This window comes from Corynebacterium hylobatis, from assembly GCF_003955685.1.
GTDB lineage: Bacteria > Actinomycetota > Actinomycetes > Mycobacteriales > Mycobacteriaceae > Corynebacterium > Corynebacterium hylobatis.
This window is the reverse complement of sequence record NZ_RXHJ01000006.1, coordinates 1-25947: the sequence shown is the minus strand read 5'-3', so window position 1 is coordinate 25947 and position 25947 is coordinate 1. Positions and strand designations below refer to the sequence as shown.

General features: G+C 67.1%; 27 protein-coding genes and 5 tRNA genes. 19 read left to right on the top strand and 13 right to left on the bottom strand.

What is annotated here, in order from left to right; all coding sequences use genetic code 11:
- The first annotated feature begins 16 nt into the window (after positions 1–16).
- Positions 17–919, top strand: coding sequence for a plasmid pRiA4b ORF-3 family protein (locus EAH68_RS05860; protein ID WP_126120396.1), 903 nt, complete (start codon positions 17–19; stop codon positions 917–919).
- Between the two features lie 34 nt (positions 920–953).
- Positions 954–1367 (top strand): GtrA family protein, encoded by a 414-nt coding sequence (locus tag EAH68_RS05855; RefSeq protein WP_126120585.1) that lies wholly within the window; start codon positions 954–956, stop codon positions 1365–1367.
- On the opposite strand, the gene glfT1 is transcribed toward EAH68_RS05855, so the two are convergent.
- The 4 genes from glfT1 to wzm form a co-directional block, all read right to left on the bottom strand.
- Positions 1364–2281 carry a galactofuranosyltransferase GlfT1 gene (gene glfT1, locus EAH68_RS05850; RefSeq protein ID WP_126120584.1) on the bottom strand — a complete coding sequence of 306 codons (918 nt, stop codon included), beginning with the start codon at positions 2279–2281 and terminating at the stop codon, positions 1364–1366. The genes EAH68_RS05855 and glfT1 overlap by 4 nt on opposite strands.
- Positions 2282–2286: 5 nt before the next feature.
- Positions 2287–3210, bottom strand: a complete 924-nt coding sequence (locus EAH68_RS05845; RefSeq protein WP_126120395.1) for a DUF559 domain-containing protein — start codon at positions 3208–3210, stop codon at positions 2287–2289.
- 135 nt (positions 3211–3345) lie between these two features.
- Complete coding sequence (gene wzt, locus EAH68_RS05840; RefSeq protein WP_126120394.1) at positions 3346–4140, bottom strand: galactan export ABC transporter ATP-binding subunit Wzt/RfbE; 795 nt, start codon at positions 4138–4140, stop codon at positions 3346–3348.
- Positions 4141–4149: 9 nt separating this feature from the next.
- Positions 4150–4998, bottom strand: a complete 849-nt coding sequence (gene wzm, locus EAH68_RS05835; protein ID WP_241228332.1) for a galactan export ABC transporter permease subunit Wzm/RfbD — start codon at positions 4996–4998, stop codon at positions 4150–4152.
- A gap of 288 nt (positions 4999–5286) precedes the next feature.
- Between wzm and EAH68_RS05830 the strand changes: the two genes are divergently transcribed.
- The gene (locus EAH68_RS05830) at positions 5287–6489 is read left to right on the top strand and encodes an aminotransferase class V-fold PLP-dependent enzyme (protein WP_126120392.1); all 1203 of its coding nucleotides are present in this window, start codon (positions 5287–5289) and stop codon (positions 6487–6489) included.
- 1 nt (position 6490) lies between these two features.
- Here the strand turns inward: EAH68_RS05830 and EAH68_RS05825 are convergent, their stop codons facing one another.
- Positions 6491–7447, bottom strand: a complete 957-nt coding sequence (locus tag EAH68_RS05825) for an NAD(P)H-quinone oxidoreductase (protein WP_126120391.1) — start codon at positions 7445–7447, stop codon at positions 6491–6493.
- Between the two features lie 78 nt (positions 7448–7525).
- On the opposite strand from EAH68_RS05825, the gene EAH68_RS05820 reads away from it, so the two are divergent.
- Positions 7526–7610 (top strand) — tRNA-Ser (locus tag EAH68_RS05820).
- A gap of 196 nt (positions 7611–7806) precedes the next feature.
- Here the strand turns inward: EAH68_RS05820 and EAH68_RS05815 are convergent.
- Genes EAH68_RS05815 through EAH68_RS05800 form a run of 4 tightly spaced genes read right to left on the bottom strand, consistent with a single transcriptional unit; the run spans position 7807 to position 10954 of the window.
- Complete coding sequence (locus EAH68_RS05815) at positions 7807–8871, bottom strand: ThiF family adenylyltransferase (RefSeq protein WP_241228313.1); 1065 nt, start codon at positions 8869–8871, stop codon at positions 7807–7809.
- Positions 8853–9314 (bottom strand): molybdenum cofactor biosynthesis protein MoaE, encoded by a 462-nt coding sequence (locus tag EAH68_RS05810; protein ID WP_126120390.1) that lies wholly within the window; start codon positions 9312–9314, stop codon positions 8853–8855. The genes EAH68_RS05815 and EAH68_RS05810 overlap by 19 nt, the downstream gene beginning before the upstream one ends.
- Entirely contained in the window at positions 9304–9777 is a 474-nt protein-coding gene (locus EAH68_RS05805) for a molybdopterin-binding protein (protein ID WP_126120389.1), read from the bottom strand. Before EAH68_RS05805 ends, EAH68_RS05810 begins: the two co-directional genes overlap by 11 nt.
- A gap of 10 nt (positions 9778–9787) precedes the next feature.
- Positions 9788–10954, bottom strand: a complete 1167-nt coding sequence (locus tag EAH68_RS05800; RefSeq protein WP_126120388.1) for a molybdopterin molybdotransferase MoeA — start codon at positions 10952–10954, stop codon at positions 9788–9790.
- 39 nt (positions 10955–10993) lie between these two features.
- On the opposite strand from EAH68_RS05800, the gene EAH68_RS05795 reads away from it, so the two are divergent.
- Positions 10994–11245 carry a MoaD/ThiS family protein gene (locus EAH68_RS05795; RefSeq protein WP_126120387.1) on the top strand — a complete coding sequence of 84 codons (252 nt, stop codon included), beginning with the start codon at positions 10994–10996 and terminating at the stop codon, positions 11243–11245.
- An 8-nt stretch (positions 11246–11253) separates the two neighbouring features.
- Here the strand turns inward: EAH68_RS05795 and EAH68_RS05790 are convergent, their stop codons facing one another.
- Both EAH68_RS05790 and EAH68_RS05785 read right to left on the bottom strand, forming a co-directional pair.
- Positions 11254–11646 carry a phage holin family protein gene (locus EAH68_RS05790; RefSeq protein ID WP_126120386.1) on the bottom strand — a complete coding sequence of 131 codons (393 nt, stop codon included), beginning with the start codon at positions 11644–11646 and terminating at the stop codon, positions 11254–11256.
- Between the two features lie 22 nt (positions 11647–11668).
- Positions 11669–12691, bottom strand: a complete 1023-nt coding sequence (locus tag EAH68_RS05785) for a pyridoxal phosphate-dependent aminotransferase (RefSeq protein ID WP_126120385.1) — start codon at positions 12689–12691, stop codon at positions 11669–11671.
- Between the two features lie 95 nt (positions 12692–12786).
- Between EAH68_RS05785 and EAH68_RS05780 the strand changes: the two genes are divergently transcribed.
- The 6 genes from EAH68_RS05780 to EAH68_RS05755 all read left to right on the top strand — a co-directional run bounded on the left by EAH68_RS05780 (position 12787) and on the right by EAH68_RS05755 (position 17270).
- A tRNA-Ser gene (locus tag EAH68_RS05780) sits at positions 12787–12875 on the top strand.
- A gap of 1 nt (position 12876) precedes the next feature.
- Positions 12877–12952: transfer RNA gene (locus tag EAH68_RS05775), tRNA-Arg, on the top strand.
- A 154-nt stretch (positions 12953–13106) separates the two neighbouring features.
- Positions 13107–13838, top strand: coding sequence for a VOC family protein (locus EAH68_RS05770; protein ID WP_126120384.1), 732 nt, complete (start codon positions 13107–13109; stop codon positions 13836–13838).
- Positions 13839–13928: 90 nt separating this feature from the next.
- Positions 13929–15287: a magnesium transporter gene (gene mgtE / locus EAH68_RS05765; RefSeq protein WP_126120383.1), complete on the top strand. Its 1359-nt coding sequence runs from the start codon at positions 13929–13931 to the stop codon at positions 15285–15287.
- A gap of 224 nt (positions 15288–15511) precedes the next feature.
- Positions 15512–17116, top strand: a complete 1605-nt coding sequence (locus EAH68_RS05760) for an SLC13 family permease (protein WP_126120382.1) — start codon at positions 15512–15514, stop codon at positions 17114–17116.
- A gap of 78 nt (positions 17117–17194) precedes the next feature.
- Positions 17195–17270: transfer RNA gene (locus EAH68_RS05755), tRNA-Arg, on the top strand.
- A 91-nt stretch (positions 17271–17361) separates the two neighbouring features.
- Here the strand turns inward: EAH68_RS05755 and EAH68_RS05750 are convergent.
- The gene (locus EAH68_RS05750; protein ID WP_126120381.1) at positions 17362–18369 is read right to left on the bottom strand and encodes a prephenate dehydrogenase; all 1008 of its coding nucleotides are present in this window, start codon (positions 18367–18369) and stop codon (positions 17362–17364) included.
- A 37-nt stretch (positions 18370–18406) separates the two neighbouring features.
- Between EAH68_RS05750 and EAH68_RS05745 the strand changes: the two genes are divergently transcribed.
- The 6 genes from EAH68_RS05745 (at position 18407) to tgt (ending at position 23653) form a co-directional block, all read left to right on the top strand.
- Positions 18407–18904, top strand: coding sequence for a tRNA adenosine deaminase-associated protein (locus EAH68_RS05745; RefSeq protein ID WP_126120380.1), 498 nt, complete (start codon positions 18407–18409; stop codon positions 18902–18904).
- A complete protein-coding gene (locus EAH68_RS05740) occupies positions 18870–19379 on the top strand; it encodes a nucleoside deaminase (RefSeq protein WP_126120379.1) in 510 nt (169 codons plus the stop codon). Before EAH68_RS05745 ends, EAH68_RS05740 begins: the two co-directional genes overlap by 35 nt.
- Positions 19380–19452: 73 nt before the next feature.
- Entirely contained in the window at positions 19453–19665 is a 213-nt protein-coding gene (locus EAH68_RS05735; protein ID WP_126120378.1) for a CsbD family protein, read from the top strand.
- A 60-nt stretch (positions 19666–19725) separates the two neighbouring features.
- A tRNA-Ser gene (locus tag EAH68_RS05730) sits at positions 19726–19813 on the top strand.
- Between the two features lie 109 nt (positions 19814–19922).
- Positions 19923–22406, top strand: coding sequence for an MMPL family transporter (locus tag EAH68_RS05725; protein WP_126120377.1), 2484 nt, complete (start codon positions 19923–19925; stop codon positions 22404–22406).
- Entirely contained in the window at positions 22403–23653 is a 1251-nt protein-coding gene (gene tgt / locus EAH68_RS05720) for a tRNA guanosine(34) transglycosylase Tgt (protein WP_126120376.1), read from the top strand. The genes EAH68_RS05725 and tgt overlap by 4 nt, the downstream gene beginning before the upstream one ends.
- Here the strand turns inward: tgt and EAH68_RS05715 are convergent.
- The gene (locus EAH68_RS05715; RefSeq protein WP_126120375.1) at positions 23619–24392 is read right to left on the bottom strand and encodes a queuosine precursor transporter; all 774 of its coding nucleotides are present in this window, start codon (positions 24390–24392) and stop codon (positions 23619–23621) included. The genes tgt and EAH68_RS05715 overlap by 35 nt on opposite strands.
- 41 nt (positions 24393–24433) lie before the next feature.
- Here EAH68_RS05715 and gluQRS point away from each other — a divergent pair, with 41 nt between their 5' ends.
- On the top strand, positions 24434–25339 hold the full coding sequence (gene gluQRS, locus EAH68_RS05710) for a tRNA glutamyl-Q(34) synthetase GluQRS (protein WP_126120374.1): 906 nt from the start codon (positions 24434–24436) through the stop codon (positions 25337–25339).
- Between the two features lie 50 nt (positions 25340–25389).
- On the top strand, positions 25390–25815 hold the full coding sequence (locus EAH68_RS05705) for a PAS domain-containing protein (protein WP_126120373.1): 426 nt from the start codon (positions 25390–25392) through the stop codon (positions 25813–25815).
- Positions 25816–25947: the final 132 nt, after the last annotated feature.

Below are 25947 nucleotides of genomic sequence, written 5' to 3'. Positions count from 1 at the left end.
CGCTACCCTGGGTGTCATGTCGTCAGAGAGCGGGAACAGCACAGGACAGGTCGTCGACCTGACGGCCGTCCGCGCCCGCAGACAACGGCAGCCCAGGACCGTCATCCTCCGTGCCGCCAACCTGCGTGCCGACGCCGAGGTCCACCGCCATATCGGTGTCAACGACGGCCTCCACCTCGCCGACCTCCACGATGTCCTCGTCATCGCCTTCGGCCTTGAGGAACACCGCGGTTCCGCCCCCTGGCACTTCTCCACCCACGAGGACCGCAACGAGCGTCTCGACGCCGCCGACGAACTCCACCATCACCTCGCCGAGGAAGGCGACTCGATCGTCTACCACTTCGGCTTGTGGGACATCATCATCACCGCCGTCGAGTCCTACCTGCGTGATGACGGCACCCCGCGTGCCCTCTGCGTCGGTGGCTCCGGTGCCTTCGGTGACACGGAATTTGACCTCGCCGCCATCAACGCCGAACTGACCGGTACCGCCACCATCCGCGACGTCCTCGCCGCCACCGCCCCCGCCGTCCGCCGCCTCATCGACCGCTCCGGCATCTTCGACTTTGTCCCCCTCCTCCAGGCCCTCGACCTCACCCGGGAGGTCGACCTGCCCCGGGACGTCGCCGACGTCCTCGCCGAAATACCCCTCGAAACAGCCCCGCCCGCCCGCGATGCCTTCTGGACCGTTGTCCTCGCCCTCGCCTGCATGGGCGATGAACTCCTCAGTGATCACGTCCTGGAGACCACCATGTCCGCCCTCGGCTGGGAGGATGACGACGGCACCCCCCTGAGCGGCGGACGCATCCGTCAGCTGTGCGCGCGCTCCCTGGACCGGCTCAGCGACCTCGGTGCCTACGGCGCGGACGCGCTCTCACCCGTCGACCGGCTCGACATCTACCGCGAACTCCTTCGGGCGTAGGCGGACAGGCGGGGTAGGGTAGTGCCTCGTGGCAATTGAGGTACAACCCAAGGAAAAGGGCCTGCGCATCCAGGCCATCCGATTCATCATCTCTGGCGGCGTGTCGGCGGTCGTCGACCTCGGTCTGACCTTCATCCTCCAGGTGCTCCTGGGCACAGGTCCCGTCCCCGCACGGTCTGTGGGCTTCATCTTCGGCACCACCACCGCCTACCTGATCAACCGGCGCTGGACCTTCCAGGCCGAACCCTCCCTGCGACGGTTCCTGCAGGTGGCGGGGCTGTACACCATCACCTACTTCGTCAACGTCGGCCTGCATGCCGTGTTCTACCGGTTGTTCACCGACTGGGACTGGGCCAGTTCCGTGGCGGTCATCATTGCCTTCCTCATCGCCCAGGGCACCGCGACGGTGATCAACTTCATCGTCCAGCGGGCGTTCATCTTCCGTTAGGGGCGGGTGAAACGCTCCCGTCGGCCCTGGCGGTGCAGGCGCAGCCACTCCACGAACCCCTTCGGGTCGCGCTGCTGCACCAGGAAGAACCAGCCGAAGCGGGCGTACTCCTGGGGCAGCAGCTTCCGCATGCCCGGCTGGCTCATGATGTAGCCGCGGTTGCGGTACGTGAAGAAACGCTTGGAATCGTTGTCCGGGTACTGCGTGTGCATCCGCCCACCCAGGATCGGCTTGAACTCGTCGGAGCCGTCCGGGTGGAGGTACGCCGTGGTCAGCGCCGTACCGAAATTCAGTCCCGATCGCACCAGACGGCGGTGGTACTCGACCTCGTCGCCGCGGATGAACAGGCGGTAGTCGGGAACACCGATGATCTCCATGGCGCGGGCGGAGATCAGTGCGCCGTTGAACAGGCTCGCGATGCCGGGGATGAAATCCCCCTCCAGCTCATCCAGACGCCGGCGCCACACCAGGCCCTGCCGCAGCGGGAAAGCCAGCTGGCCGGGGTCGTTGATGTTGCACACGACGGGGGAGACCTCGTGGAGACGGTGGGTGACGGCGACGTCGATGAGCGTCTCCAGGACATGACCGTCCGCCGGTCGGCCGTCATCATCCGCACACCAGATGGCGTCCGCCCCCAGCGCCAGCGCCGTGAGAAAACCGTAGGCGAAACCACCCGCCCCACCCAGGTTCGTGCGGCTGGACAGGTACACCGCCCGCTCGCCCGCCAGTTCCTTCACGAGCTTCTCGACGCTCTCCTCACACCCGTTATCCACCACAACCACCCAGTCCACCGGGTGCGTCTGGTTGACCACCTGCTCCAGGGAGGCCCGCAGCAGCTCCACGCGCCTATGGGTGACGATCACCGCCGCGACACGGTCGGAGCGGGAGAGAGGGGGAAGTTCGGTACCGGACATGGTGGTCATTGTGCCACCTCGCGGATCCACGGGCCGTCCCGGTTCAGTGTTTCGTGCCAGTCCCATACCTGATGCTCCTCAGAGAACAACGGTTCCTCAAGGTCGTGGGCGGCCGCGACGATCTGCTCCACCACCAGATCCAGGTGATGTTTCACGCAACTGCCCGAATAACGCAGCACCCGGTAGCCGTTGCGGACGGCGTAATTCGCCTTCCACCGGTCGATGACGAAGGTCTCCCGGACCTCCCCGGCGTGGTAGCGGAAACCGTCGATCTCCACGATCAACCTGGCGTCCGGGAGCACCCCGTCGAAGGAGTAACCGCCGATCCCGTGGTTCTGGACCACCCTCAGCCCCCGGGCGCGCAGGGCGCGGAAGACCTTGCGCTCCACCTCGCTGTCGGCACCGATGGCCGCGCGGTTGATCAGCTCGCGCAGCTGCCGGGGAAGCTGGGGCACAGCTGTCAGTTCCCGCTCGAGCAGCTCACGACCCTCGTGACCGGAGTACTGCTGCTCCAGGAACGCCAGGAGCACCTGCTCATCGACCTCCCCGAGACAGTCCGCAACCGTGATAACCGGGGGCGACACGAGTACTCCCTCGTGCTCCCGGTAGAAGACCCGTCGCCGCCGGCGCAGTGTGAGCAGTGCTGAACCGTGTACTGACCGAGGCGGACGGACCAGACCGAACAGCGGGGTGGTGACCTGCGTCCCGCAGTACAGCTGCAGCGCTGTCCGGCCCGTGAACACCAGGTAGGGTCGCCGATGGCTCAGGGCCTGCAACAGCAGCTTCCCCTCGGGCGGCGAGGTGGTGAACACCCCTTTCTCCACCCGGTGCAGCTTTCCCTGCTCGACCAGCGCACTGATCTCTTTCTGGGCCAGCCCCCGGGCGCTCAGCTCCGCCGTATCGACGACACAATTCTCCTCGAATTTCATTCATCCCCCTGAACGGTGACCATAAGGGAGTGGAGACGGCGGTGCATCCCGGTGGAGGATTTATCTGGTCAACTCCGGGCCGGAAACGTGATTTCCGGCCCGGAGTTGACCAGATAAATCCGAGGAGCCGCTGAATCAGGCCTGATCCTCGTCGAAACGCCGCAGCAGCGAGCGGACGTAGTCGCCGGCGCCCTTGCCTTCGTAGGCCTCGACGACCTCGTCGACAAGCCCGGCCTTGCGCACCTCGCCGTGGTCGATCCACAGGGCGGTGTTGCACAGCTGGGCGAGGAAGTCGTTGGAGTGGGAGGCGAAGACGAGGATGCCGGAGCGTTTGACCAGCTCCTGGAGACGGACGCGGGCCTTGGCCATGAACGCGGCGTCGACGGCACCGATGCCTTCGTCGAGAAGCAGGATCTCGGGCTCGATGGAGGTGACCACACCCAGGGCCAGGCGCACGCGCATGCCGGTGGAGTAGGTGCGCAGCGGCATGTTGAGGTATTCGCCGAGCTCGGAGAATTCGGCGATCTCGTCGATCTTCGCCCGCATCTGTTTGCGGGTCTGCCCGAGGAAGAGGCCGCGGATGATGATGTTCTCGTAGCCGGAGATCTCCGGGTCCATGCCGACGCCGAGGTCGAAGACGGGGGCGACGCGGCCGCGGATGTCGGCGGAGCCGCGGGTGGGTTCGTAGATGCCGGACAGCAGGCGCAGCAGGGTGGATTTGCCGGCGCCGTTGTGGCCGACGAGGCCGACGCGGTCACCTTCGCGCAGGTGGAGGTTGATGTCCTTGAGCGCCTCGACGACGACAGTGTTGTCCTTGTTGCGGCCGATGGCGCCGCCTGCGGTGGACAGGAAGGCTTTTTTCATGGAACGTGATTTGGCGTCGAAGATGGGGAAGTCGACGCAGGCGTTGTAGGTGTCGATGGAAACCAAGGGATCCTCCTAGACCCAGTAGCTGACGCGGAATCGCCACTGCTTCATGGCCAGCAGCGCCAGGATGAGGCCGACTGCGGTGCAGGCCAGGACGATCCACCAGTGGTAGGCGGCCAGGGGTTGGCCGATGAGGGGAGCGCGGATGATCTCCATGTAGTGGAAGAGGGGGTTGATCTCCGCGAGCAGGGCACGCTGGGCGATGTCGCCGCCCTGTTCTTTCAGGGTCTGGGTGGTCCAGACGATGGGGGTGACGTAGAAGAGCAGCTGTACCATGGCCTCGAGAAGCGGGGCGACGTCGCGGTAGCGCGTTGCGACAATACCGAAGAACATGGTCACCCACACGCCGTTGAGGATCAGGATCGCCATGGCGGGGATCGCCATGAGCACCTCCCAGCCCAGTGGTCGGGGGAAGATGAGCATGAGGAGGACCCAGATGACCAGGTTGTGGCCGAGGAAGAGCGCCTGTCGCCACACCAGCCGGTAGACGTGTACCGACAGGGCGGAGGGGAGCTGTTTGATCAGTCCCTCGTTGTCGATGAAGATGTCGGCGCCGTCCTTGATGCAGCCGGAGATGAAACCCCACATGATCAGGCCCACGGTGACGTGGGGGAGGAATTCGGCGAGGGGGATCTGGAAGAGCATGGAGTACAGCAGTCCCAGGGCCAGGGCCATGACGCCGGTGGCGATGGTGATCCACAGCGGTCCGAGGGTGGAGCGACGGTAGCGCTGTTTGATGTCCTGCCAGCCGAGCTGCAGCCACAGCTCGTGCTGCTGGAATCCGCGGACGAGGTCGTTCCAGGCGGCGCGGAAGGTCTTGGACTGTGAGGCCGGGGGATCGGTGGCGATGCTCGACGTCATCCGGGCGACGTCGTCACGCAACTGCTGTTCGGCTCGTTGGTCTCGAAGGGGGGATTGTTCCTGCACACCGACAACACTAACCCCGCGGGGGCGGTTCGGGGACATCCGGCACGGGTGGGTCCCTCACACCCGGACCCTGTGAGTTTCATGGGAACCCGGTTAAGATCGTCCTGCCTGGTGCATACTCCTACCTGGGGTTTCCCGCTGCATCGCTGATGGTGGGGTTGATGCTGTATCCGGCTGCCGGAGGGGGCATACTGGACTGACGTGTCGGAAGGAGTGTCGTTGATGGCCTATGACGTCGCCCGGGTGCGGGGGCAGTACGTGTCCCTCGGTGACGGGTGGACCTATCTGAACGCCCACCAGTGCGCACAGATCCCGGAGCGGGTGTCTGCGGCGGTGTCCCGTTCCTTCCGTCTGGCCACCAGCGTCGCTGAGGTGGAGAAGTCCTCCGGTTCCCATTCGCGTCCGCATGAGCCGGGCCGGCTCGAGGGGGATTCGCTTCTCGACGCCGCCCGCACCGCCGTCGCCGATCTCTGCGGCGCGACCCCGGACCGCGTGGTCCTGGGGCCGAGCCTGCACGCCCTGTACATCTCGTTGGCGCGGGCGATGCGTCCGCTGCTGCGCAACACGTCCTCGGTGGTGCTCTCGGACCTGGATCAGCCGGCGCTGACGGCACCCTTCGCGGAGGTGGGGGCACGGGTGCGGCGGGCGCAGCCGGATCTGGGCACGGGTACGCTGCCCGCATCGCAGTACACCGGGCTTGTCGACGGCTCCACCCGCCTCGTCGCCCTCTCAGCCGCGCAGTACCACCTGGGCACCGTCGCCCCCGTCGCGGAGATCGTGGAGCACACCCGCGCACGCTCCCGTGCCTGGGTGCTTGTCGACGCCTCCGCCTACGCCCCCTACCGCCTCCTCGACGTCGACGAGTGGGACGCCGACATCGTCGCGGTGGACGTCTCCGCCCTGGGGGGCCCGCAGGTCGCGGCACTGGTCTTCCGGGACACGGCCATGTTCCGCCGCATGGACCCCGTCCTGGAGACCCCCGTGGCCCCGGCCCTCGCCGGCGGCGTGCCCACCCTCGTCGACCTCATCGCCGACCAGGCGGAACCGGGTGGCACCCGACGCACCCGCCTGCAGCGGGCGATGCGGGAGATGTCCGGCTACCTGCAGGAACTCTCCGACGAACTACGATTGTTCCTCGGGGCCCTGCCGACCGTGCACATCCTCGGCGTGACCGGGGAGGCCGGCGATGGTGGGGAATCCGACCGGGTGCCACGTCTGTCGTTTGCGGTGCGCGGCGTGCCCGCGGAGACGGTGCACCAGCGGCTGCTGGACAACGGCCTGGTCACCACGATCCTGCCGTCGGCGCAGCTGTACACCGACATGGGCATCGATGAGGTCGGCGGTGCGGTGACGATCTCCCTGAGCCCGTTCACCGCCCGCTACGACCTGGAGCACCTCACCCGCGTCGTGGCCTCCCTGGCCTGAACTAGACCTCCAGCACGATCTTGCCGGTGACCTCGCCGGAGTCCAGCAGCTCATGGGCCGCTGCGGCGTCGGCAAGGGGGAGGGTGGCGTGGATGCGGTGGGTGATGCGGGCGTCGGCGAGCATGGGCCACACATTCTCGATGGTGGAGGAGACAACCTCCGCCTTGCCCACCTCGGAGCGGGCGCGCAGCGTCGTGCCGCGCACCGAGAGTCGGCGCGGCAGCAGCGTACCGAGGTTGATCTCCGCCTTCACCCCGCCCTGCAGACCGATGATGATCAGTTGCCCGTCCTCATTGAGGGCGCGCAGGTTCTGACGCAGGTACTTCGCCCCGATGATGTCGAGGATGACGTCACAGCGGCCCTTGAGCTCCTCAGAGAAATCCTGCTCGTTGTAGTTGATGAGGATGTCCGCGCCCAGCTCACGGCACGTCTCCAGCTTCTCCGCGGAACCAGCGGTCACCGCGACGGTCGCACCCAGCTGCTTGCACAGCTGGATGGCGAAGGTACCGATGCCACCCGCCCCGCCGTGGATGAGCACCGTCTGCCCCGCGCGCAGACCCGCGAGCATCCCCAGGTTGGACCACACGGTGCAGGCCGCCTCAACGACGCTGGCAGCCTCAGTCAGGGAGTAACCCTCCGGGACGGGCAGGAGCTGGCCCTCCGGTACGGCGACGTACTCGCCGTAGCCGCCGCCCGCGAGCAGACAGGCGACCTCCTCGCCGCGGGTGCGGCCGGTGGCGCCGGGATCCTCGATGACACCGGCGCACTCCAGGCCGATGATGTCCGAGGCCCCGGGCGGGGGCGGGTAGTGGCCGCGGGCCTGGAGGAGGTCGCCGCGGTTGACGCCGGCGGCATGCACCCTGACCAGCACCTCCCCCTCCTTGAGCTGGGGGAGGTCGGTCTCGACGAGTGCGAGGGAGCGGGGATCTTTAGGATCAGTCAGTTGAATCGCCTTCATGCCCTCCCAGGGTAGGGAAAATCCGGGCTTCAGGTAATGTGTCTGCTTGTCGACGGCGCTTTCCGCCCCGCCGACGAAGGAGACGTGGCAGAGCGGCCGAATGCACTGGTCTTGAAAACCAGCGAGGGTCACACCTCCAGGGGTTCAAATCCCCTCGTCTCCGCTACCGGTGAAACCCCTGGTCGTTGTTGACCGGGGGTTTTGTCGATGGTGGCCATCCCGGGGAAGGAGCCCCCGTTGGTGTAGGTCTGGTCCGTTAGGTCCCGACACGTATCTCGCGGGTGGCGCACTGCCTGAGGTGCCGGACCACCTGGGAGATACCTGTCGGGACCTAACGCAATGGACCTACCTGTCGGGACCTATCGGTCGAGCCAGGCGTCGATACCACCGGCCAGGCTCACCGGCCCCGTCACCCCGCGTTCCGCCAGGGCACGCACTGCACGGGCTGAGCGGATGCCGCCGGCACAGTAGATGACCACTTCCTGCCCGGGTTCTGGCCTGGGGGGAACCCAGTCGCCGTCGAGGACCTCCGTCAATGGCACGTTGAGCGCGCCGGGGATGCGTGAGCCGGCGAATTCGTGTGGTTCGCGCACGTCGATGAGCAGGGCGGCGTCGGGAAGCTCCGTGATCTCCGGTACCGGGGGCAGGGCGGGGGAGAGGACCGGCCCGTCGGCCAGCACCGCCTCCAGCGTCGCCTGCGTACCGACGACCGGCACGTACTCCCACGTGCCGTCCAGACCGGAGAAGACTCCGAGACGTCCGATGAGGGGGCGGCCCAGCCCGGTGAGCAGCTTGATGGCCTCCAGCGCCATGGCAGAACCGACGACACCGACCAGCGGGCCGAGGACCCCGGCCTGGGCGCAGTTGGGCACCACCCCCGGGGCGGGGGGTTCGCGGTAGATGTCCTCGTAGATGGGGCCGTGGCCGGCGTGGAAGACGGAGAGCTGCGCGTCGTGGCCGAGGATCGAGGCCCACACGTGTGGGATCCCCAGGCGGGCGCAGGCCCAGGACGCGAGGTGGCGGGTGTCGAAGTTGTCGGCGCCGTCGAGAAGCACCTGCGCGTCACCGATGATGTCCAGGGCGTTGCCGGGGGTGAGCCGCTCCGCGGCCACAGTGACGGTGATCTCCGGGTTGAGTTCCCGCATCGCCTCAGCCGCGGACTCCGCCTTCGACCGGCCCACCCCGGCATCGCGGTGGATGACCTGCCGGTGGAGGTTGGACAGGTCCACCACGTCATCATCGATGACGGTGATGCGGCCGACCCCGGCGCCGGCCAGGTAGAGCAGCGCGGGGGAGCCCAACCCGCCGGCGCCGAGCACGGCGACATGTGCCTGCGCCAGCTTCTCCTGCCCGGCCGTGCCGAAATCCGGCAGTGAGATCTGACGGCGGTAACGTGCTACCGAGGCTATTCCAGACCCACCCACTGGACACCTCCTTCCAGAAGTTCCTGTTCCTTCCAGATGGGCACCTCGGCCTTGACCCGGTCCGCCAGCTCGGCGGCGGCGTCGAAGGCCGCCTTCCGGTGGGCGGCCGCCGCGATGACCACGAAGGCCAGCTCACCGATGGCCAGCTCACCCGTGCGGTGGGCCGTCCACAGGCGGGTCTCGGGATGCTGGGTGCTCACGGACTTCGCGACAGCGGCGATCACCTCACCCGCGCTGGGGTGGGCGGTGTAGCTGAGGTTGGCCACCTCCCGGCCACCATCGTGGTCGCGGACCACCCCCTCGAAGGTGACCACCGCGCCCATGGCCTCGGTGGTGGTGGCGGCGCGGGCGTCGATAAGCAGGGGTTCGAGGGGGTCCTGCGTCATGGTCGCGGCGATGACGACGCCGGTCTGTTCGGCGACGTAGGCGGGGTCAGTGGTCACGGTGTCCCTCCAGCTGAGCGAGAAGATGATTGAGGAGTGGAGCCAGCACCGCTGCCGCGTCCTTCGCCGCCCCCGTCGAACCGGGCAGCGCCATGGCGAAGGTGGAGCCCGCCACCCCGGCGACCGTGCGGGATAACACCGCAGTGGGCACGGACTCCAGGCCTCGGTCGTAGAAAGCGTGGACGATGCCGGGCAACTGGCGCTCCAGCAGCTGGCTGAGCGCCTCCACAGTGCGGTCATCCGGGCTCACGCCCGTCCCGCCGGAGGTCAACAGCACCGCGGGCCGTTCTGCCAGGGCCTGCGCGACGGCTGCGGCGATGTCGGCGTCGGCGACGATCCGGGCATCCGGGGTGTCCAGACCGTGGGAGCGCAGGAAATCAACCAGCACCGGGCCGGAGCGGTCGGTGTATTCCCCGCGGGCGGCCCGGGTGGAGGCGACGAGGACGAGGCCGGTTCGGGTCATGGACACCACCTTAGAGCGGGTGGACCTCAACGTGTTCGCCCGCGAGCAACCCGCCCGGGGCGGGGATGCGGATGAGGCAGTCCGCCGCCAGCGCCTGGACCAGCAGATGCGAGCCGGCACCGCCGACAGGCTCGGCTCCCAGGGTGGTGATCCGCCCGCGGAGGAACTGGTCGCGGTCGGGCAGCCCCGCTGCATCCCGGGCCAGCGGCAGCGTCAGTGGCGCCGGGGCGGTGCCCAGCACGGGGGCGACGAAGAGCCGGAAGCTGACCAGCGTGGAGACGGGATTGCCCGGCAGGCAGATCACGGGTACCCCATCGAAACGCGCCAGCCCCTGCGGGCCGCCCGGTTGCTGGTCGACATGTCCGAACCAGCCTTCAGCCTCCAGCACCCGGCGGACCACCTCGAATTTCCCCGCCGAGATCCCGCCAGAGGTGATGATCGCCGTCGGCCGGTGCTCCGCCACGGCCGCCGCGAGATCGGCACGCAGGCGCGCCGGGTCGTCATCGGTGTGCAGCCGGGCAGCAACCTGAATGCCGGCGCGTTGGCACAGGGCGTGGAGCATCGGCCCGTTGGCGTCGGGGATGTCGGCGGCCCCGGTGCCGCCGATCTCCGCGCCCCCCGTGCAGATGAGCACGCGGGCCTGTTCGAGGACCTCAACCGTCGGGAGGTTCTGGCCGGCCAGGACCCCGACGGCGACGGGGCCGAGTGTCGTGCCGGCGGGCAGGAGGGCCTGCCCGGCGGTGATGTCGGAACCGGCCGGGCGGATGAACTGGCCCGGGGTGGGTGAGACGGTCACCCGGATCCGGGCACCCGCGGCGGGGAAGGTGGGCGGATCGCAGGCCTCGACGGGCACGACCGCCGCGGTCCCCTGTGGAACTTTCGCACCGGTCATGATCGGCACGATCGCCGCACTGATGCCGGCCGGGTAGAGCGCGTCCGGGTCGGTGCCGGCCGCGAGCGTCTCGCCGACGGTGAACTCCCCCGGGGCCTGCGCGAGGTGGACCGCCGAGAGAGCGAAACCGTCCATCTGGGAGTTGTCGAAGCGTGGGGAGGGGTGCGCGGCGGTGAGCTCGCGGGCGAGGGTGCGCCCGGGGGTGTCGATAAGCGGGACAGTGACCACCCCGCGGGCCGGTACGAGCTCGCGGACGGCAGCCAGGTGCTCTTCGGGGGAACGCATGGCTTACATGTTATCCCTGGTGATGGCATGCTGGGAGGCGTGGAGATTCATTATTTCGCGGCTGCCCGTGCGGCCGCGGGCGTCGAGAGGGAGAGCGTCCACGCCGCCACGCTCGGAGAGCTTCTCGACGACCGCGCGACCCACCACCAGGGAACCACCGACGCCGGCATGACCCTGGGGGAGATCTTCGAACGCTGCACCTTCCTCGTCGACGGCCGCAACAGTGACCGTGACGCCCCCCTGGCGGGAGCGACGAGGGTCGACGTGCTGCCGCCCTTCGCCGGCGGCTGAGCAGGTCCTCAGGACTTCGTGCGCAGGCCCACTGTGCCGAGCACCAGGCTCAGCACCCACGTGGTGATGCCCATGACCACTGCGCCGATCAGCGCCGCCACGAAGTCCTCGACCCGCAGGCCGAGCCCCAGCTGCTCCGAGACCCAGCCCGTGAGCAGGAAGAGCACTGCGTTGATGACCAGCGCGAACAGTCCCAGGGTCAGCACCGTGATCGGCAGGCCCAGCAGCCGCAGGACTGGACCCACCACGGCGTTGACCACGATGAACACCAGCGCCACCCAGATGAACGCCCACGGGTCATCCGGCGGGGAGATGCTCACGCCCGGGACGAAACGCGCAACCACATACAGGGCGATGGCCGTGACGATGATGTTAAGGAGGAAACGGAGAATACCGGTCATGCCTCCATGGTGACACGGCGGCTCAGAGACCGGCGGACCGCCAGGCCGCCAGGAACTGATCCGCCTCATCCTCGGTGGTCACGGAGATCCGCAGTCCCTCCGGGAAGGCCCGGGTGAGCACGCCCTGCTCCGCCAGACGGTCCGCCATGTCCTTCGCGTCCACACCCGGCAGCCACACGAAGTTGCCTTCGCTGTGGCGCGCACCGACGGCCGCGGCGACACGGTCACGTTGCACGACGGTTTCCTCGGTGCGCTCCAGCAGCTCATCGGCGGCGTCAAGGCTAGCCAGCGCGCCGGCCTGCGCCACCGAACTCACACCGAAGGGGATGGCCATCTTGTCCAGGGCGGTGATCAGCTCCGGGGCACCGAAGGCGTAACCGATGCGCACCCCGGCCAGACCATAGGCCTTGGAGAAGGTCCGCAGCCCCACCACATTCGGGTAGCGGGTGACGGCCTCGGTACCCACCACGGCGTCCTCGTTGCGGTTGAACTCGAAATAGGCCTCATCCAGGCCCACGACCACATCCTCCGGCACCCGCGCCATGAAACTGTCGAACTCCTCCTGGGAGATCACCGTGCCGGAGGGGTTGTTCGGGCTGCAGAGGAAGATCAGCCGGGTACGCCCGGTGATGGCGGCGGCCATGGCGTCGAGGTCGTGGCGGCCGTCGGCAAGCAGGGGGACCGCCACCGGCTTCGCACCCACGATCTGCACGAAGATCGGGTATGCCTCGAAACTGCGCCACGGGAAGATGACCTCATCTCCCGGGGCGGCCGTGATCTGCACCAGCTGCTGGCATAACGCCGAGGAACCGCAACCGACGGTCACCTGCCCGGCAGGCAGACCCAGGTGTTCGGCCAGCGCCTCCTTGAGATCGGTGGCGAACATGTCCGGATAACGGTTCGCCTCCGCGGCGGCCTCCGCCATGGCCTCCACGGCGGCCGGCAGCGGGGGAGTGGTCACCTCGTTCGAGGAGAGCTTCAGCGCATCCGGCTGACGGGTACCGGGGACGTAGGCGGGCATATCGGCGAGGTCAGGGCGAATCATGACTCCGGAGTCTATAGCGGCACCCCGGTGGTTTGATCCGGGGGCCGGGGCCAGGTAGGATACCGGGAGTCTCGTCACTATCCCGTGACGGAACTGGAGACGTGCCAGAGTGGCCGAATGGGGCTCCCTGCTAAGGAGTTGCCCGCTTTGCGGCGGGCCGGAGGTTCGAATCCTCTCGTCTCCGCGCGCCCGTAGCTCAACGGATAGAGCATCTGACTACGGATCAGAAGGTTGGGGGTTCGAATCCCTCCGGGCGCACCATGTGAAGACCGGTCATCCTGCACGGATGGCCGGTCTTCCGCGTTGTCGGGGGCGGTGGGTTCGAAAGTGCAGGGTATGTCCAGAGCCCCTGCACCAGGCGTAGAATTGTGGGCGGAGTCACGGCCACCCGCCTACCGGGGAACGAGGAGAGCACATGCCCGAAATCAAGCACGGCGAACCCGCCTGGATGGACCTGTCCACCACCGACGTCGACGCTGCCGCGGTCTTCTACCGGGAGCTGCTCGGCTGGGATTTTCTCCACGACGACCCGGAACTGGGGGAATACCGCATGGTGGAGAGGGGTGGCCTCCCTGTGGGCGGGGCGATGAGTTCCGCCATGGGAATGGATGATGCGGCCGCCCCGGAGGAGACCGGTTGGACGATATTCCTCAAGGTCGACGACATCACCGAGATCGCCGCGAAGGTCGTCGATGCCGGTGGACACGTGACGATGCCTCCGATGAGGATCTCCGACCTGGGCACCACCGCCATGATCACGGATTCGACCGGTGCCGCCCTCGGCCTGTGGGAACCCGCCGGTTTCGGGGGTTTCGCCAGGGAGTCCGGGCCGGGCACCCCGGTGTGGTTCGAGATTGTGAGCACGGACTTCGACGCGGCAGTGGATTTCTACGGGAAGGTGTTCGGCTGGCGGCTCAGGCCCCTGGACGGCGATGTCCGCTATGCCACGACCCTGACCGCCGGGATCCGGGCAGGGAACCGCAGTCATTGGCGGATGTACGTGCAGGTGGTGGATGTGGACGCAGGCGTCGACAAGCTCCGGGAACTCGGTGGCGCGCTTCTCAGCGACCCCGGCGACACCCCCTTCGGACGTGTCGCCGGGGTCGCCGATCCCCAGGGCGCGTCCTTCCATCTCATCCAACCCTGAGGGAATGGCCGCCCGCCCGGAAAAGGGCTAGCGTTGACCGACGGATGAGCCTGCTGTCCGGCGGGCGCCTGACCTCCGGGAGGTGGCATCATGAGCGACGTCGACGTGCTGGAACGCCTCGAACGTATCCTGCGTTCCGATGAGGACGTCCCCCCGGAACGCGCGGCTGAACTGGCCGTCATGCTCGACGAGCCACCGATCCAGGACGTCGTGCGCCTGGTCGAACGCTCCACCGCGACACGCGCCGCCGTGGTCCTGCGCCTGCTCTCACGCCGCCGCTCCATCGAGGTCTTCGACACCCTGGACGCGGCCCACCAGGCCGACCTCATTGACGCCCTGGGTGACCGTGCCGTCTACGAGTTCTTCTCCGAACTCGACCCCGACGACCGGGTCTCGCTTCTCGACGAGCTGCCGGCCGAGATCGCCGAACGCTTCCTGCGCAACCTCGACGACTCCGAACGCGACATCACCGGTGTCGTCCTGGGCTACCCCAGAGGCTCCATCGGCCGGCGCATGTCGCCGGAGGTCCCGCACATCTACGAGGACCTGACCGTCGATGAGACACTGCAGGAACTGCGCCGGGTCGCCGATGACGTGGAGACCATCTACACCCTGCCGATCATCGCCCGCGACCACCGGCTGGTCGGGGTGACCTCCCTGCGCGACCTGTTCACCGCCGACGGTTCGGCAGAGGTGTCGGGGCTGATGGACAAACCCGTCTTCGCCGCCGCCCATGATGACGCGGAGGAGACCGCCCGCTGGTTCGTGCCCCTGGACATGCTCGCGATGCCGATCGTCGACGAGTCCGGCCGCCTGCTCGGCATGCTCACCTTCGACGACGCCGCCGACATCATCGAGGAGGCTGATTCCGAGGACACCGCCCGCTCCGGTGCCCATGAGCCCCTGCAGCAGCCCTACCTGTCCACCCCGCTGCTGAAGATCGTGCGCTCGCGGATCGTGTGGCTGCTGGTGCTGGCGGTCTCCGCACTGCTGACCGTCCAGGTGCTCGACACCTTCGAGGACACCCTCGCCGCGGCCGTCGTGCTCAGCCTCTTCATCCCGCTGCTCACCGGCACCGGAGGCAACACCGGCAACCAGGCCGCCACCACAGTCACCCGGGCGCTCGCGCTCGGCGACGTCCGACCCCGGGACGTCGGCGCCGTCGCCTGGCGCGAGGTACGCGTCGGCATGCTGCTGGGGGCGCTGCTCGGTTCCCTGGGTTTCCTGCTGGCCACGCTCGTCTACGGCCTGGACATCGGCATCGTCATCGGATCCACCCTCTTCGGGGTGTGCACCATGTCGGCGACGGTGGGTGGGATCATGCCGATCGTCGCGAAGAAGGTCGGGGCGGACCCGGCGGTGTTCTCCAACCCGTTCATCTCCACGCTCTCGGATGCCACGGGCCTGATCATCTACTTCCTCATCGCGAAGGCCGTGCTCGGCCTGTAATTTCCGGCCGGTCGCCTGCCCCCGTATGAGGGCAATTTTCCGCAGGCGGGGGCTACGTTTCGCGTGATGCCGTTCGATTTGCGAACATGTGGCGTGCCGCACTTCCCGCAAGGGAAGTGCCCGTCGGCAAGTGCCGACGATCCGGGAACGGGTCTCACCCCTGGGACCGGACCCGGTATTTTTCATTCGATCCATCCCTTCATCAGAAAGATGCTGTAACTGCAATGAGCACCCCCGCCTCCGATACTGAGACCACGGGAGCGGAGGTCCAGGTCAAGCCCGCCCCCGGTGAAAGCACCGAGGTCCGTGACCCCCGTGAGTGGCACAGACAGGCCACCGGCATCTTCGTCGGCCTGCTGCTGGCCGTCCTCGTCTACCTTTTCTTCCCCGCGGATGCCGCGGAGACCGTGCTGCAGTCCGCGGGTGCAGATCCCGAGACCGAGTACTCTCACCAGGCCATGCGCATCGTCGCCGCCACCACCATCCTCATGGGTGCCTGGTGGATGACCGAGGCGATCCCGCTGGCGGCGACCGCCCTGCTGCCCATCGCCATTTTCCCGATCTCGCAGGTGGCCACCTTCGCCCAGATCGGTGCGCCCTACGCCAGTGCGACGATCTTCCTCTTCCTCGGCGGTTTCCTTCTCGCCCTGGGTCTCCAGCGGTGGGATGTGCACCGCCGGATGGCACTGGCCGTCGTCCTGGCGGTGGGAACCAGCCCCAAGCGGCTGATCCTCGGATTCATGATCGCCACCGGTTTCCTCTCCATGTGGGTGTCCAACACCGCCACCGCCGTGGTCATGCTGCCCATCGGACTGTCCGTGCTGCACCTGACCTCAGACCTGGTCGGTGGCATGCGCAACCAGAAGAAGTTCGCCACCGGACTGATGCTGGCCATCGCCTACGCCGCCTCCATCGGCTCCCTGGGCACCCTCATCGGTACCCCGCCCAACGCTCTCCTGGCCGGTTACATGGAGGAGGCCCACGGCATCTCCATCGGATTCGGCCAGTGGATGATGGTCGGTGTTCCCGTGGCGGCAATCTTCACCGTCATCGCCTGGCTGGTGCTGATCACCGTCTTCAAGCCGGAGATGGATGAGATCCCGGGCGGGCGCGAGCTCATCCGGCGGGAGATCGACAAGATGGGTTCCTGGACCCGCCCCCAGGTGATCGTGACGGTCATCTTCGTGGGCGCAGCCCTGTCCTGGATCTTCGTTCCGCTGATCCTCGACTGGGTCGGCGCGGACATCACCTACGATGACGCCATCATCGGCATCATCGCCGGTCTGCTCATGTTCACCATCCCGGCCGACAACAAGACCGGTGTGCGCATCCTCGACTGGAAGACCGCCAACGAACTGCCCTGGGATGTGCTGCTGCTCTTCGGCGGTGGACTGTCGCTGTCGGGCATGTTCACCGCCACCGGCCTGTCCCTGTGGATCGGTGAGGTGGCCAAGGGGCTGGAGGTGCTGCCGACCTTCCTGCTCATCGCCGCCGTCTCCCTGCTGGTTCTGGTGCTCACCGAGTTCACCTCCAACACCGCCACCGCCGCGACCTTCCTGCCCATCATGGGCGGCGTCGCCGTCGGTATCGGCCTGACCGGCGCCACCGAGATGAACGTGCTTCTCCTGACCATCCCGGTTGCCCTGTCGGCGACCTGTGCGTTCATGCTCCCCGTCGCGACCCCGCCGAACGCCATCGCCTTCGGCTCGGGCTACGTCAAGATCGGCGACATGATCAAGGGCGGTATCTGGCTCAACCTCATCGCGGTTGTGCTGATCACCCTGGCGACCTACTTCGTTGCTGTGCCGGTCTTCGGCCTCGTCATCTAAATAGGCGACTACCTGGCGATTTGTCTGCTGCGACGAGGGCGATGTAGTGTTAGTTCTCGTTGCACAGCAACACGCCGGGCGCCCGTAGCTCAACGGATAGAGCATCTGACTACGGATCAGAAGGTTGGGGGTTCGAATCCCTCCGGGCGCACCAATCAGAAGGTCGGCCACTCCGTAAAGAGAGTGGCCGACCTTCTGCTTTCCCCGGATTAGGGGAATCCCCCGGCCAGCCGGCCGGAAACCCCTCAGAAGATCTCGATCCGCCCGCCCAGGGCCTCAGCCTGCTCGAGCTGACCGACCCAGCCGGGGGTACCGGGGCTCAGGCGCAGGAGCGGCCGGGAGGTGATCTTGACGGGGGAGACCGACTCGCCGCGGGCGCCGTGGCGGGCATCGAAACGTACGTGGGCGGAGTAACCCGCCTCGGCGAGGGCGGAGATGTCGGGGTTGTCCTGCACGAGGGAGGCGCGGGCGTCGTGAAGCAGTTCGAGGGCCTCGTCGAGGACGGGGACCACGGCCGCGGCGTTGGTCTCGCACATGGCCTGCACCAGGGAGGGATGGGTGCCGGCGACGCGGGTGGAGTCGCGGAAGCTACCCGCCGCCAGCGACTGGGCCAGCGCCCCGCCGTTGTCGCCGACGATGGCGAGGGTCTCGGCGAAGACGTGCACGAGGTGGGAGATCCGGGCGACGGCGGCATCATGGCGGTCGACGCGGGCGGGGATGGCGTCGGCGCCCACGGCCAGGATCATGCGGACCACGTCGGTCCACAGGGCGACCCACCGGAGGGAGGCCCCGGGGGCGTGGTCGTAGGTGATCACCCAGGCGGCGCGGGTGAACATGCCGGTGCGGGAGGCCTCCCAGCCGGATTCGGCGGTGCCGGCCATGGGGTGCCCGCCGACGTAACGGTCCTGCAGGTCGCGCTCCTTGACCAGGCTGTACACCGCGGCCTTGACGGAGACGACGTCGGTGATGCCGCAGGAGGGGGCGTGCTCGATGATGGCGTCGAGAAGCACCGGGATGGCGGGCATCGGTGTGGCCATGACGATCATCGCTCCGTCGCTCTCCGCGCGCTGGAGCGTGGCGGTGAGGTCGATGGAGACGTCGAAGCCGGCGTCGTGCGCGGCGCGGGCCGCGTCGACGGAGCGGTTGTACCCGTAGACGTGGACTTCCCGGGCGGCGAGGTCGCGCATGAGGGAGCCGCCGATGAGACCGAGGCCGAGGATGCAGATGGGTCGGGAAAGGTTTGTCGAGGTCACCTGACAAGTGTGGCACAAGCAGGCTAATCTCACCGGTATGGAACACGAGGAGTACGGCCAGAGTTTCGCCGTCACGGTCACCCGCACGGAGGGTGAGTGGGTGGTGCGTGCCTTCGACGATGACTTCTCCTCGTTGGATACCTCCGTCAACGCGGTCCGTGCGCTGCGCAGCGAGGGGCCCGCCTTCGCGCTGCTGTGCGTCGACGACGATTATTTCGTCATCGTCCGCCCCACCCCCAATGGGGTGCAGGCGCTGCTCTCGGACGCGACGATGGCGGTGGACGATGATTTCGCCGCCGCCATCCTCGGGGAACTGGATGCGGAGATCCCCGACCTGGACCCGGACGAGCTCGATGAGGTCGACGGTTGGGCGGACGGCGACTTCGAACTGCTCGCGGACCTGGGGCTCAGCGACGAGGTACTCGGCGTCATTGTGGATGACACGGAGACGTTGCCTTCGGAGCAGCTGGTGCAGATTGCGGAGGAGCTGGGTTTCGCGGATGAGTTCATCGCCGCCGCCGGCATCGAGGACTAGGGTTCTGCCGCGCGAGGAAGGTCTGGTGCGTGCCGAGCACCTCATGCGGCGTGCCCTCGAGATCGCACGCGCCGCCCCGGCGGGGGATGTCCCGGTCGGGGCGGTGCTCTTCGGTCCTGACGGGTGTGAGCTGGCCACCGGCACGAACCGGCGGGAGGCCGACCGGGATCCCACCGCGCACGCGGAGATGCTGGCGATCCGCCGGGGTGTCGAGAAGCACGGGGATTCCTGGCGGCTGACGGGCTGCACCCTGGTGGTCACCCTCGAACCGTGCACGATGTGTGCGGGCGCAGTGCTCGGCGCGCGGGTCGGGGAGCTGATCTTCGGGGCCTTCGAACCGAAGACGGGCGCCTGCGGCTCGCTTATCGACGCCGTCCGTGCCCCCGGCCAGCTCCACCGCCCCGCAGTGCGCGCCGGGGTGCTGGAGACGGAGTGCGCCGGGCTGCTGGAAGATTTCTTCGGATCGTTACGTTGACGTTATGCGCGCCTGCCGATGTGTCATTAGCGTGGAGGAACGAGCACCGAACCGAAGAAAGCGAGTGATCATCATGAGCAAGTTCGAGAACAAGGCCGAGGAACTGAAGGGCAAGGCCAAGGAGGGCCTGGGCAAGGCCACCGACAACGAGCGTCTGGAGGCCGAGGGCAAGGCGGACCAGACCAAGGCCAACGTCAAGGAAGGCGTCGAGAAGGCCGGCGACAAGGCCAAGGAGGCCAGCGACCGGGTACTCGGTTCCTTCCAGGACGACGACAAGCGCCGCTGATTTGGCCCGTCCGGACACCCTCCGTTAGTCTTGGATCCTGGTCGAGTATCGGCCTGACCAGGTGGCGTGTCCGAGCGGCCGAAGGTGATCGCCTCGAAAGCGATTGTTGGGTAACCCCCAACCGAGGGTTCAAATCCCTCCGCCACCGCAGCTGAAGGGCCCCGGTGCGCAGTGATGCGCACCGGGGCCCTTCTCCGTGTCCGGACGGTAGACTGGCCCTGTTTGATTGTCGACGGTATTGAGGAAGCCCCCACCTCGTGGCTAAATTTCTGTTCAAGCTGGGACGTTGGTCCTTTCAGCACAAGTGGATTGTCATTGTCCTGTGGCTGGTGACCCTGGCTGGTGTGGCCGGCGCGGCCGTGACCTTCCAGAAGCCCTTCACCAATGATTTCCCCATGGGCAACACCCCTTCCATTGACGCGACCTACTCCCTGGTGGAGAAATTCCCGGGGGAGGGCAACCCCGTCAGCGCGGCCGGCGTGAACGTCGTCTTTTCCGCACCCGAGGGGCAGACCCTGGCGGAACCGCAGAACTCCGCTGCCATCAACCGGGTCGTCGACCACATCGAAGCCAACCTGCCCGATCTGACGGGCACGGAGCGGTTCGGTAACCCGGTGGAGGTTTCCCCGGCGCTGCAGGACAGCGTCATCGCCATGATGACGGAGCAGGGGCTGCCGGAGGAGACCGCCCGCGCCGACGCGGAGAACCTGGCGCTGCTCTCCGACGACGGGCGCATCGGATACACCACCTTCACCATCGACGTCCCCTCCTCGATGGATGTCACCGACGAGCACCGGCGCGTGGTCAACGAGGCGATGGACCTGGGCCGTGAGGCGGGCGTCCAGGTCGAGGCCGGCGGCGCCGGTTTCGGCGATCCCATCATGATCAAGACGAGCAGTGAGATCGTCGGCCTGATCATCGCCTTCATCGTGCTCATCTTCACCTTCGGCTCCCTGGTGGCCGCCGGTCTGCCGGTGCTCACCGCCGTGGTCGGCGTGGGCATCGGCGTGCTGACCATCGTCATCGCCACGGCCTTCACCGACCTCAACAACATCACCCCGGTCCTGGCGGTGATGATCGGCCTGGCCGTCGGCATCGACTACGCCCTGTTCATCCTCTCCCGGTACAGATCCGAACGGGAACGGATGCCCGCCGACGAGGCCGCCGGAATGGCGGTGGGCACCGCCGGATCCGCGGTGGTCTTCGCCGGCGCCACCGTCATCGTCGCCCTGGCGGCACTGGCGATCGTCAACATCGAGTTCCTCACGGCCATGGGCTTGTCGGCTGCTTTCACCGTGTTCGTCGCGGTGCTCGTCGCACTGACCTTCATCCCCGCCCTGCTGGGTGTGCTCCGCGACCGTACCTTCGCCGGGCGGGTACCCGGCGTGGCCGGGAACCGACGCAAGCGCGACATCCGCAGCAACCGCCCCCGCCGCCAGAAGCCCACCATGGGCAACCGCTGGATCAACTTCGTGCGCAGGGCCCCGGGGCTGGTCATGGCCGTCGTGGTGCTCTCCCTGGGGGCGATGTCCTACCCGGTGCTCAACATGGAGCTGTCGCTGCCCTCGGACTCCACCTCCAACCTCGACACCACCCAGCGTAAATCCGCTGACCTCATGGCCGAGGGTTTCGGTGCGGGGGTCAACGCCCCCTTCCTGGTCATCGTCGACGCCGACGAGGTCAATGCTGACGCCCCCGCCCTGCAGCCGCTGATCCTGGCACAGGAGTCGATGGCGACGGAAGGTGAACCGGTGGAGCGTCGCGAAGCAGCGGTGACCGCCTCCTTCCTGCACACCGTCGGCCAGCTCAAGAACGTCGGCGGGGTGAAGCACGCCCAGCTCATCGCCATGAACGCGGACACCAATGCCGCCCAGATCCTGGTCACCCCGCTGACGGGGCCCGACGACCAGTACACCGCCCAGGTCTCCCATGCGCTGCGCGAACAGGGGATGCAGATCACCGACGCCACCGGCGTGGAGATCGGCCTGACCGGGCTGACGGCCGTGCAGATGGACATCACCGAACGGCTTTCCGGGGCGATGCCGACCTACCTGGCCGTCGTCGTCGGCCTGGCTATTTTCCTGCTGCTCGGTGTGTTCCGCTCCGTGATGGTGCCGCTCGTCGCCGGCCTGGGTTTCCTGCTCTCGGTGGGCGCGGCCTTCGGCCTGACGGTCCTGGTCTGGCAGGAGGGCCTCTGGGACCTGGTGAACACCCCCGCCCCGCTGATCTCCTTCATGCCGATCTTCCTCATCGGCGTCACCTTCGGTCTGGCCATGGACTACCAGGTTTTCCTGGTCACCCGCATCCGCGAGCACTACATCAGCCTGCGGGTGCAGGAACGGGAGAATCCCGATCCGGACACCCCGCGGGCCATCTCGCGTCTGAACGCGGTGGACCAGTCCACCGTCGTCGGTTTCACCCGCGGTGCCCGCGTGGTCACCGCCGCCGCACTGATCATGATCGCCGTGTTCATCGCCTTCATCGACCAGCCCCTGCCCTTCATCCAGATCTTCGGCTTCGCCCTGGGCGTGGGCGTGCTCTTCGACGCCTTCTTCATCCGCATGGCGCTGGTGCCCGCCACCATGTTCCTCATGGGCAACGCCACCTGGTGGATCCCCCGCTGGCTCAACCGCCTCATCCCGCACATGGACATCGAGGGCACCGCCCTGGAGAAGGAATGGGAGGCCCGGCACGCAGCCGAAGAGGAGCACCGGAAGAAGATGGATACAGTTAACTCATGACGGACCTCTCCTTCACCCTCGGCACCGAACTGGAATCCGGCCCCGGCCGGCACGGCCGTACGGGTACGATCCACACCCCCCACGGTGACATCCGGACCCCGGCGTTCATCCCGGTGGCCACCAAGGCAACCGTGAAGACACTGACCCCGGAGCAGATCCGGCAGACCGGCGCCCAGGCGATTCTGTCCAACGCCTACCACCTCTACCTGCAGCCCGGTGCGGACATCGTCGACGAGGCCGGGGGAGTGGGGCGCTTCGAGAACTGGTCCGGCCCCACCTACACCGACTCCGGTGGCTTCCAGGTGATGAGCCAGGGCTCCGGCTGGCAGAAGACCATCTCCATGGACGTCGCCGAGGCCAATGCCAAGGGACACCTGCCGGCGAAGAAGAACATGGCCAAGGTCGACGAGGACGGGGTGAACTTCACCAGCTTCATCGACGGCTCCCGCCACCGCTTCACCCCCGAGGTCAGCATGCAGATCCAGCACCAGCTGGGCGCCGACATCCTCTTCGCCTTCGACGAACTGACCACCCTCATGGATGACCGTTCCTACCAGGAAAAGTCCGTCGACCGCACCCACCGCTGGGCGGCCCGCTGCCTCGACGAGCATGACCGGCTCACCCATGAGCGGGCCGATAAGCCGTTGCAGTCGCTGTGGGGCGTCGTGCAGGGAGCGAACTACGAGGACCTGCGCCGCCAGGCCACCCGCGGGCTGATCTCGCTTTCCGACGCCGCCGTGGAGCAGGGCCGCCGCGGCTTCGGCGGCTTCGGTATCGGCGGTGCCCTGGAGAAGGAGAACCTGGGCACCATCGTCGGCTGGGTCTGCGATGAACTGCCGAAGGACAAGCCCCGCCACCTGCTGGGCATCTCCGAACCGGATGACATGTTCACCGCCATTGAGGCGGGTGCGGACACCTTCGACTGCGTGGCACCGACCCGCCTGGCCCGCCGCGGCGGCGTCTACACCCTCGACGGGCGCATGAACCTCGAGGGGGCGCGCTTCAAGCGTGATTTCCGGGGCATCGACGAGGAGTTCGGCGGTTACGTCTCCGAGAACTATTCGCGCGCCTACCTCCGCCATCTGTTCAAGGCCAACGAATTCCTCGGCATGACGCTGTGCACCATCCACAACCTCAGCTTCATGATCACGCTGGTGGACAACATCCGCGACTCCATCGACGGTGGCTACTTCGAGGAGTACCGCACGGAGTTCATGGGCCGCTACTACGCGGGGCAGAAGAAGTAGGGGTGCTGGTGCCGGTTCCAGTCGCGGCAATATCTACCGCGACAGGTTCCGGCACCCGGTCGTAGCCCTCGCGGCGCTTGACCCAGCGGATGACCGCGTAGGTCACCGGCAGCAGCAGCACCTCGATGAGCGTCTTCCACAGGAAACCGACGAGGACGAAGTTCAGCAGGTCCGCGCCCGTCGCGATGCCGATCACCGGCGCTGCGATGATGCAGAAAAGCAGGGTGTCACCGAACTCGCCGACCACCGTTGAACCGATCAGGCGGGCCCATAGAGACTTCTCTCCGGTGCGCCGCTTGATGGCCACCAGCACCCAGGAGTTGAGCAGCTGGCCGACCATGTATCCGGTCAGGGAGGCGACGACGATCTGGGGTACGAGGCCCAGGACGTGGGCGAACTCCTCCTGCGAGCCGTAGAAATCGGCCGCCGGCAGCCAGATGGCCACGTAGAAGGACAGCACCGCCAGGATGGTCACGGCGAAGCCGGTGAAGATGGCGCGCCGGGCAGCCCTGAAGCCGTAGCATTCGGCCAGCACGTCGCCGAGGACGTAGGCGATGGGGAAGAGGAAGAAGGCGCCGTCAGTGATCAGCGGGCCGATGGACACGCCCTTGGTGGCCAGGATATTGGAGATGAGGAAGACCGCCACGAAAACGGCGACGATGACGGGGTAATAACTGGGCTGGAGGGGGATGAAACGGTCGTTCATCCCCTGCCCAGGTGCAGGTTCATTGGAAGGCATGACTGGAATATTCGCACAACTTCCGCAGTAGTCTGTAAGTCATGACTGCGCACGCCGGACGTTATGCCCCTTCCCCCAGTGGTGACCTGCACTTCGGTAATCTCCGGACGGGTCTCATCGCCTGGCTCTTCGCCCGCCAGTCGGGACGGAAGTTCCTGCTGCGGGTGGAGGATGTGGACAGCCAGCGCTCCACGATCGACTCCGCCCACCGCCAGATCGATGACCTGCTCACCCTCGGCCTCACCTTCGACGGGGACATCCTCTACCAGTCGGACCGTTCCCACGCCTACCAGCGCGCCCTCGACCGCCTCACCGCCCACGGCCGGGTCTACGAGTGCTACTGCTCACGCAAGGACGTCCAGAACGCGCCCCGCGCCGCGCACCACGTGCCGGGCAGCTATCCGGGCACCTGCCGCGAGCTTGACGACGCCGCACGGGAGCGACGTCGAGAAGAGCTCGCCGCCCAGGGCCGCAAACCTGCGCTGCGGCTGCGTGCGGACGTGGACACCTTCACCATCCACGACCGCTACCACGGTGAGTACACCACCGAGATCGACGATTTCGTGCTGCGCCGCGGCGGCCAGGACACGGACTGGGCCTACAACCTCGCGGTCGTCGTCGACGACGGCTTCCAGGGCATCGACCAGGTCGTGCGCGGCGAGGACCTTCTGCCCAGCACCCCACGCCAGGCCTACCTGGCCAGCCTGCTGGGCATCCCTGCCCCCGAATACGTCCACGTTCCGCTCGTGGTCAACCAGGCCGGGCAGCGGCTGGCCAAACGCGACGGGGCCGTGACTCTGCGGGAGATGCTGCTGGAGGATCCGGTGCACCACGTCATCGGCAAGCTCGCCGGATCCCTCGGCTACCCGGACGTGTTCACCCTGCATAAGCTGCTCGAGGTCTTCAACCCCGACGACCTGCCGCGCGAACCGTTGGTGTGGCGCTGAGGCCTCAGGTAAGTTCGGGAAAAACCGGACATTTTATGAGGTGGGTCACCATGGAGCAGGATCAGATCGCCGCGCGGATCGTCGCCGACACACAGGATGCGGTCATCTACGCCGACCGCAGCGGCACCGTGCAGATGTGGAACAAGGGTGCCGAGCGGATCTTCGGCTGGCGGGAGACGGAGGCCATCGGTGAAAACCTGGACATGATCATCCCCGAGAAGCACCGCCGGGCCCACCGGCGGGGCTGGAGCCGCGTCATGGACACCGGCCTGACCCGCTACGGCGCTGACCCCCTCGCCGTGCCGGGGCTGCGCAAGGACGGCAGCATCGTCTCCCTGGAGTTCTCCATCACCCTGCTCAAGGACGCGGACGGGGCCATCGAGGGCGTGGCAGCCATCCTGCGGGACGTGACCAAGCGCTGGAATCGCGAGCGCGCGCTGCACAAGCGGGTCGAGGAGCTGGAGGCGGCGCGGTAGGGGCCCGGGTTTTCTGATCAACTCTGGGGAAAATCCCGGGAATCTGGCTGTGAGTTGATCAGATAAACCCCAGGCATCGAAGTCCGGCTTGAGTCCAAAGGGTCGTTGCAACACTTTCCGATGAGAAAGGGT

Excerpts from the sequence above, each read along its gene's own strand:
- EAH68_RS05860 (WP_126120396.1), top strand. The coding sequence starts at position 17 with ATGTCGTCAGAGAGCGGGAACAGCACAGGACAGGTCGTCGACCTGACG.
- glfT1 (WP_126120584.1), bottom strand. The coding sequence starts at position 2,281 with ATGTCCGGTACCGAACTTCCCCCTCTCTCCCGCTCCGACCGTGTCGCG.
- EAH68_RS05845 (WP_126120395.1), bottom strand. The coding sequence starts at position 3,210 with ATGAAATTCGAGGAGAATTGTGTCGTCGATACGGCGGAGCTGAGCGCC.
- wzm (WP_241228332.1), bottom strand. The coding sequence starts at position 4,998 with ATGACGTCGAGCATCGCCACCGATCCCCCGGCCTCACAGTCCAAGACC.
- EAH68_RS05830 (WP_126120392.1), top strand. The coding sequence starts at position 5,287 with ATGGCCTATGACGTCGCCCGGGTGCGGGGGCAGTACGTGTCCCTCGGT.
- EAH68_RS05825 (WP_126120391.1), bottom strand. The coding sequence starts at position 7,447 with ATGAAGGCGATTCAACTGACTGATCCTAAAGATCCCCGCTCCCTCGCA.
- EAH68_RS05805 (WP_126120389.1), bottom strand. The coding sequence starts at position 9,777 with ATGACCCGAACCGGCCTCGTCCTCGTCGCCTCCACCCGGGCCGCCCGC.
- EAH68_RS05800 (WP_126120388.1), bottom strand. The coding sequence starts at position 10,954 with ATGCGTTCCCCCGAAGAGCACCTGGCTGCCGTCCGCGAGCTCGTACCG.
- EAH68_RS05790 (WP_126120386.1), bottom strand. The coding sequence starts at position 11,646 with ATGACCGGTATTCTCCGTTTCCTCCTTAACATCATCGTCACGGCCATC.
- EAH68_RS05785 (WP_126120385.1), bottom strand. The coding sequence starts at position 12,691 with ATGATTCGCCCTGACCTCGCCGATATGCCCGCCTACGTCCCCGGTACC.
- EAH68_RS05770 (WP_126120384.1), top strand. The coding sequence starts at position 13,107 with ATGCCCGAAATCAAGCACGGCGAACCCGCCTGGATGGACCTGTCCACC.
- mgtE (WP_126120383.1), top strand. The coding sequence starts at position 13,929 with ATGAGCGACGTCGACGTGCTGGAACGCCTCGAACGTATCCTGCGTTCC.
- EAH68_RS05760 (WP_126120382.1), top strand. The coding sequence starts at position 15,512 with ATGAGCACCCCCGCCTCCGATACTGAGACCACGGGAGCGGAGGTCCAG.
- EAH68_RS05745 (WP_126120380.1), top strand. The coding sequence starts at position 18,407 with ATGGAACACGAGGAGTACGGCCAGAGTTTCGCCGTCACGGTCACCCGC.
- EAH68_RS05740 (WP_126120379.1), top strand. The coding sequence starts at position 18,870 with ATGAGTTCATCGCCGCCGCCGGCATCGAGGACTAGGGTTCTGCCGCGC.
- EAH68_RS05735 (WP_126120378.1), top strand. The coding sequence starts at position 19,453 with ATGAGCAAGTTCGAGAACAAGGCCGAGGAACTGAAGGGCAAGGCCAAG.
- tgt (WP_126120376.1), top strand. The coding sequence starts at position 22,403 with ATGACGGACCTCTCCTTCACCCTCGGCACCGAACTGGAATCCGGCCCC.
- EAH68_RS05715 (WP_126120375.1), bottom strand. The coding sequence starts at position 24,392 with ATGCCTTCCAATGAACCTGCACCTGGGCAGGGGATGAACGACCGTTTC.
- gluQRS (WP_126120374.1), top strand. The coding sequence starts at position 24,434 with ATGACTGCGCACGCCGGACGTTATGCCCCTTCCCCCAGTGGTGACCTG.
- EAH68_RS05705 (WP_126120373.1), top strand. The coding sequence starts at position 25,390 with ATGGAGCAGGATCAGATCGCCGCGCGGATCGTCGCCGACACACAGGAT.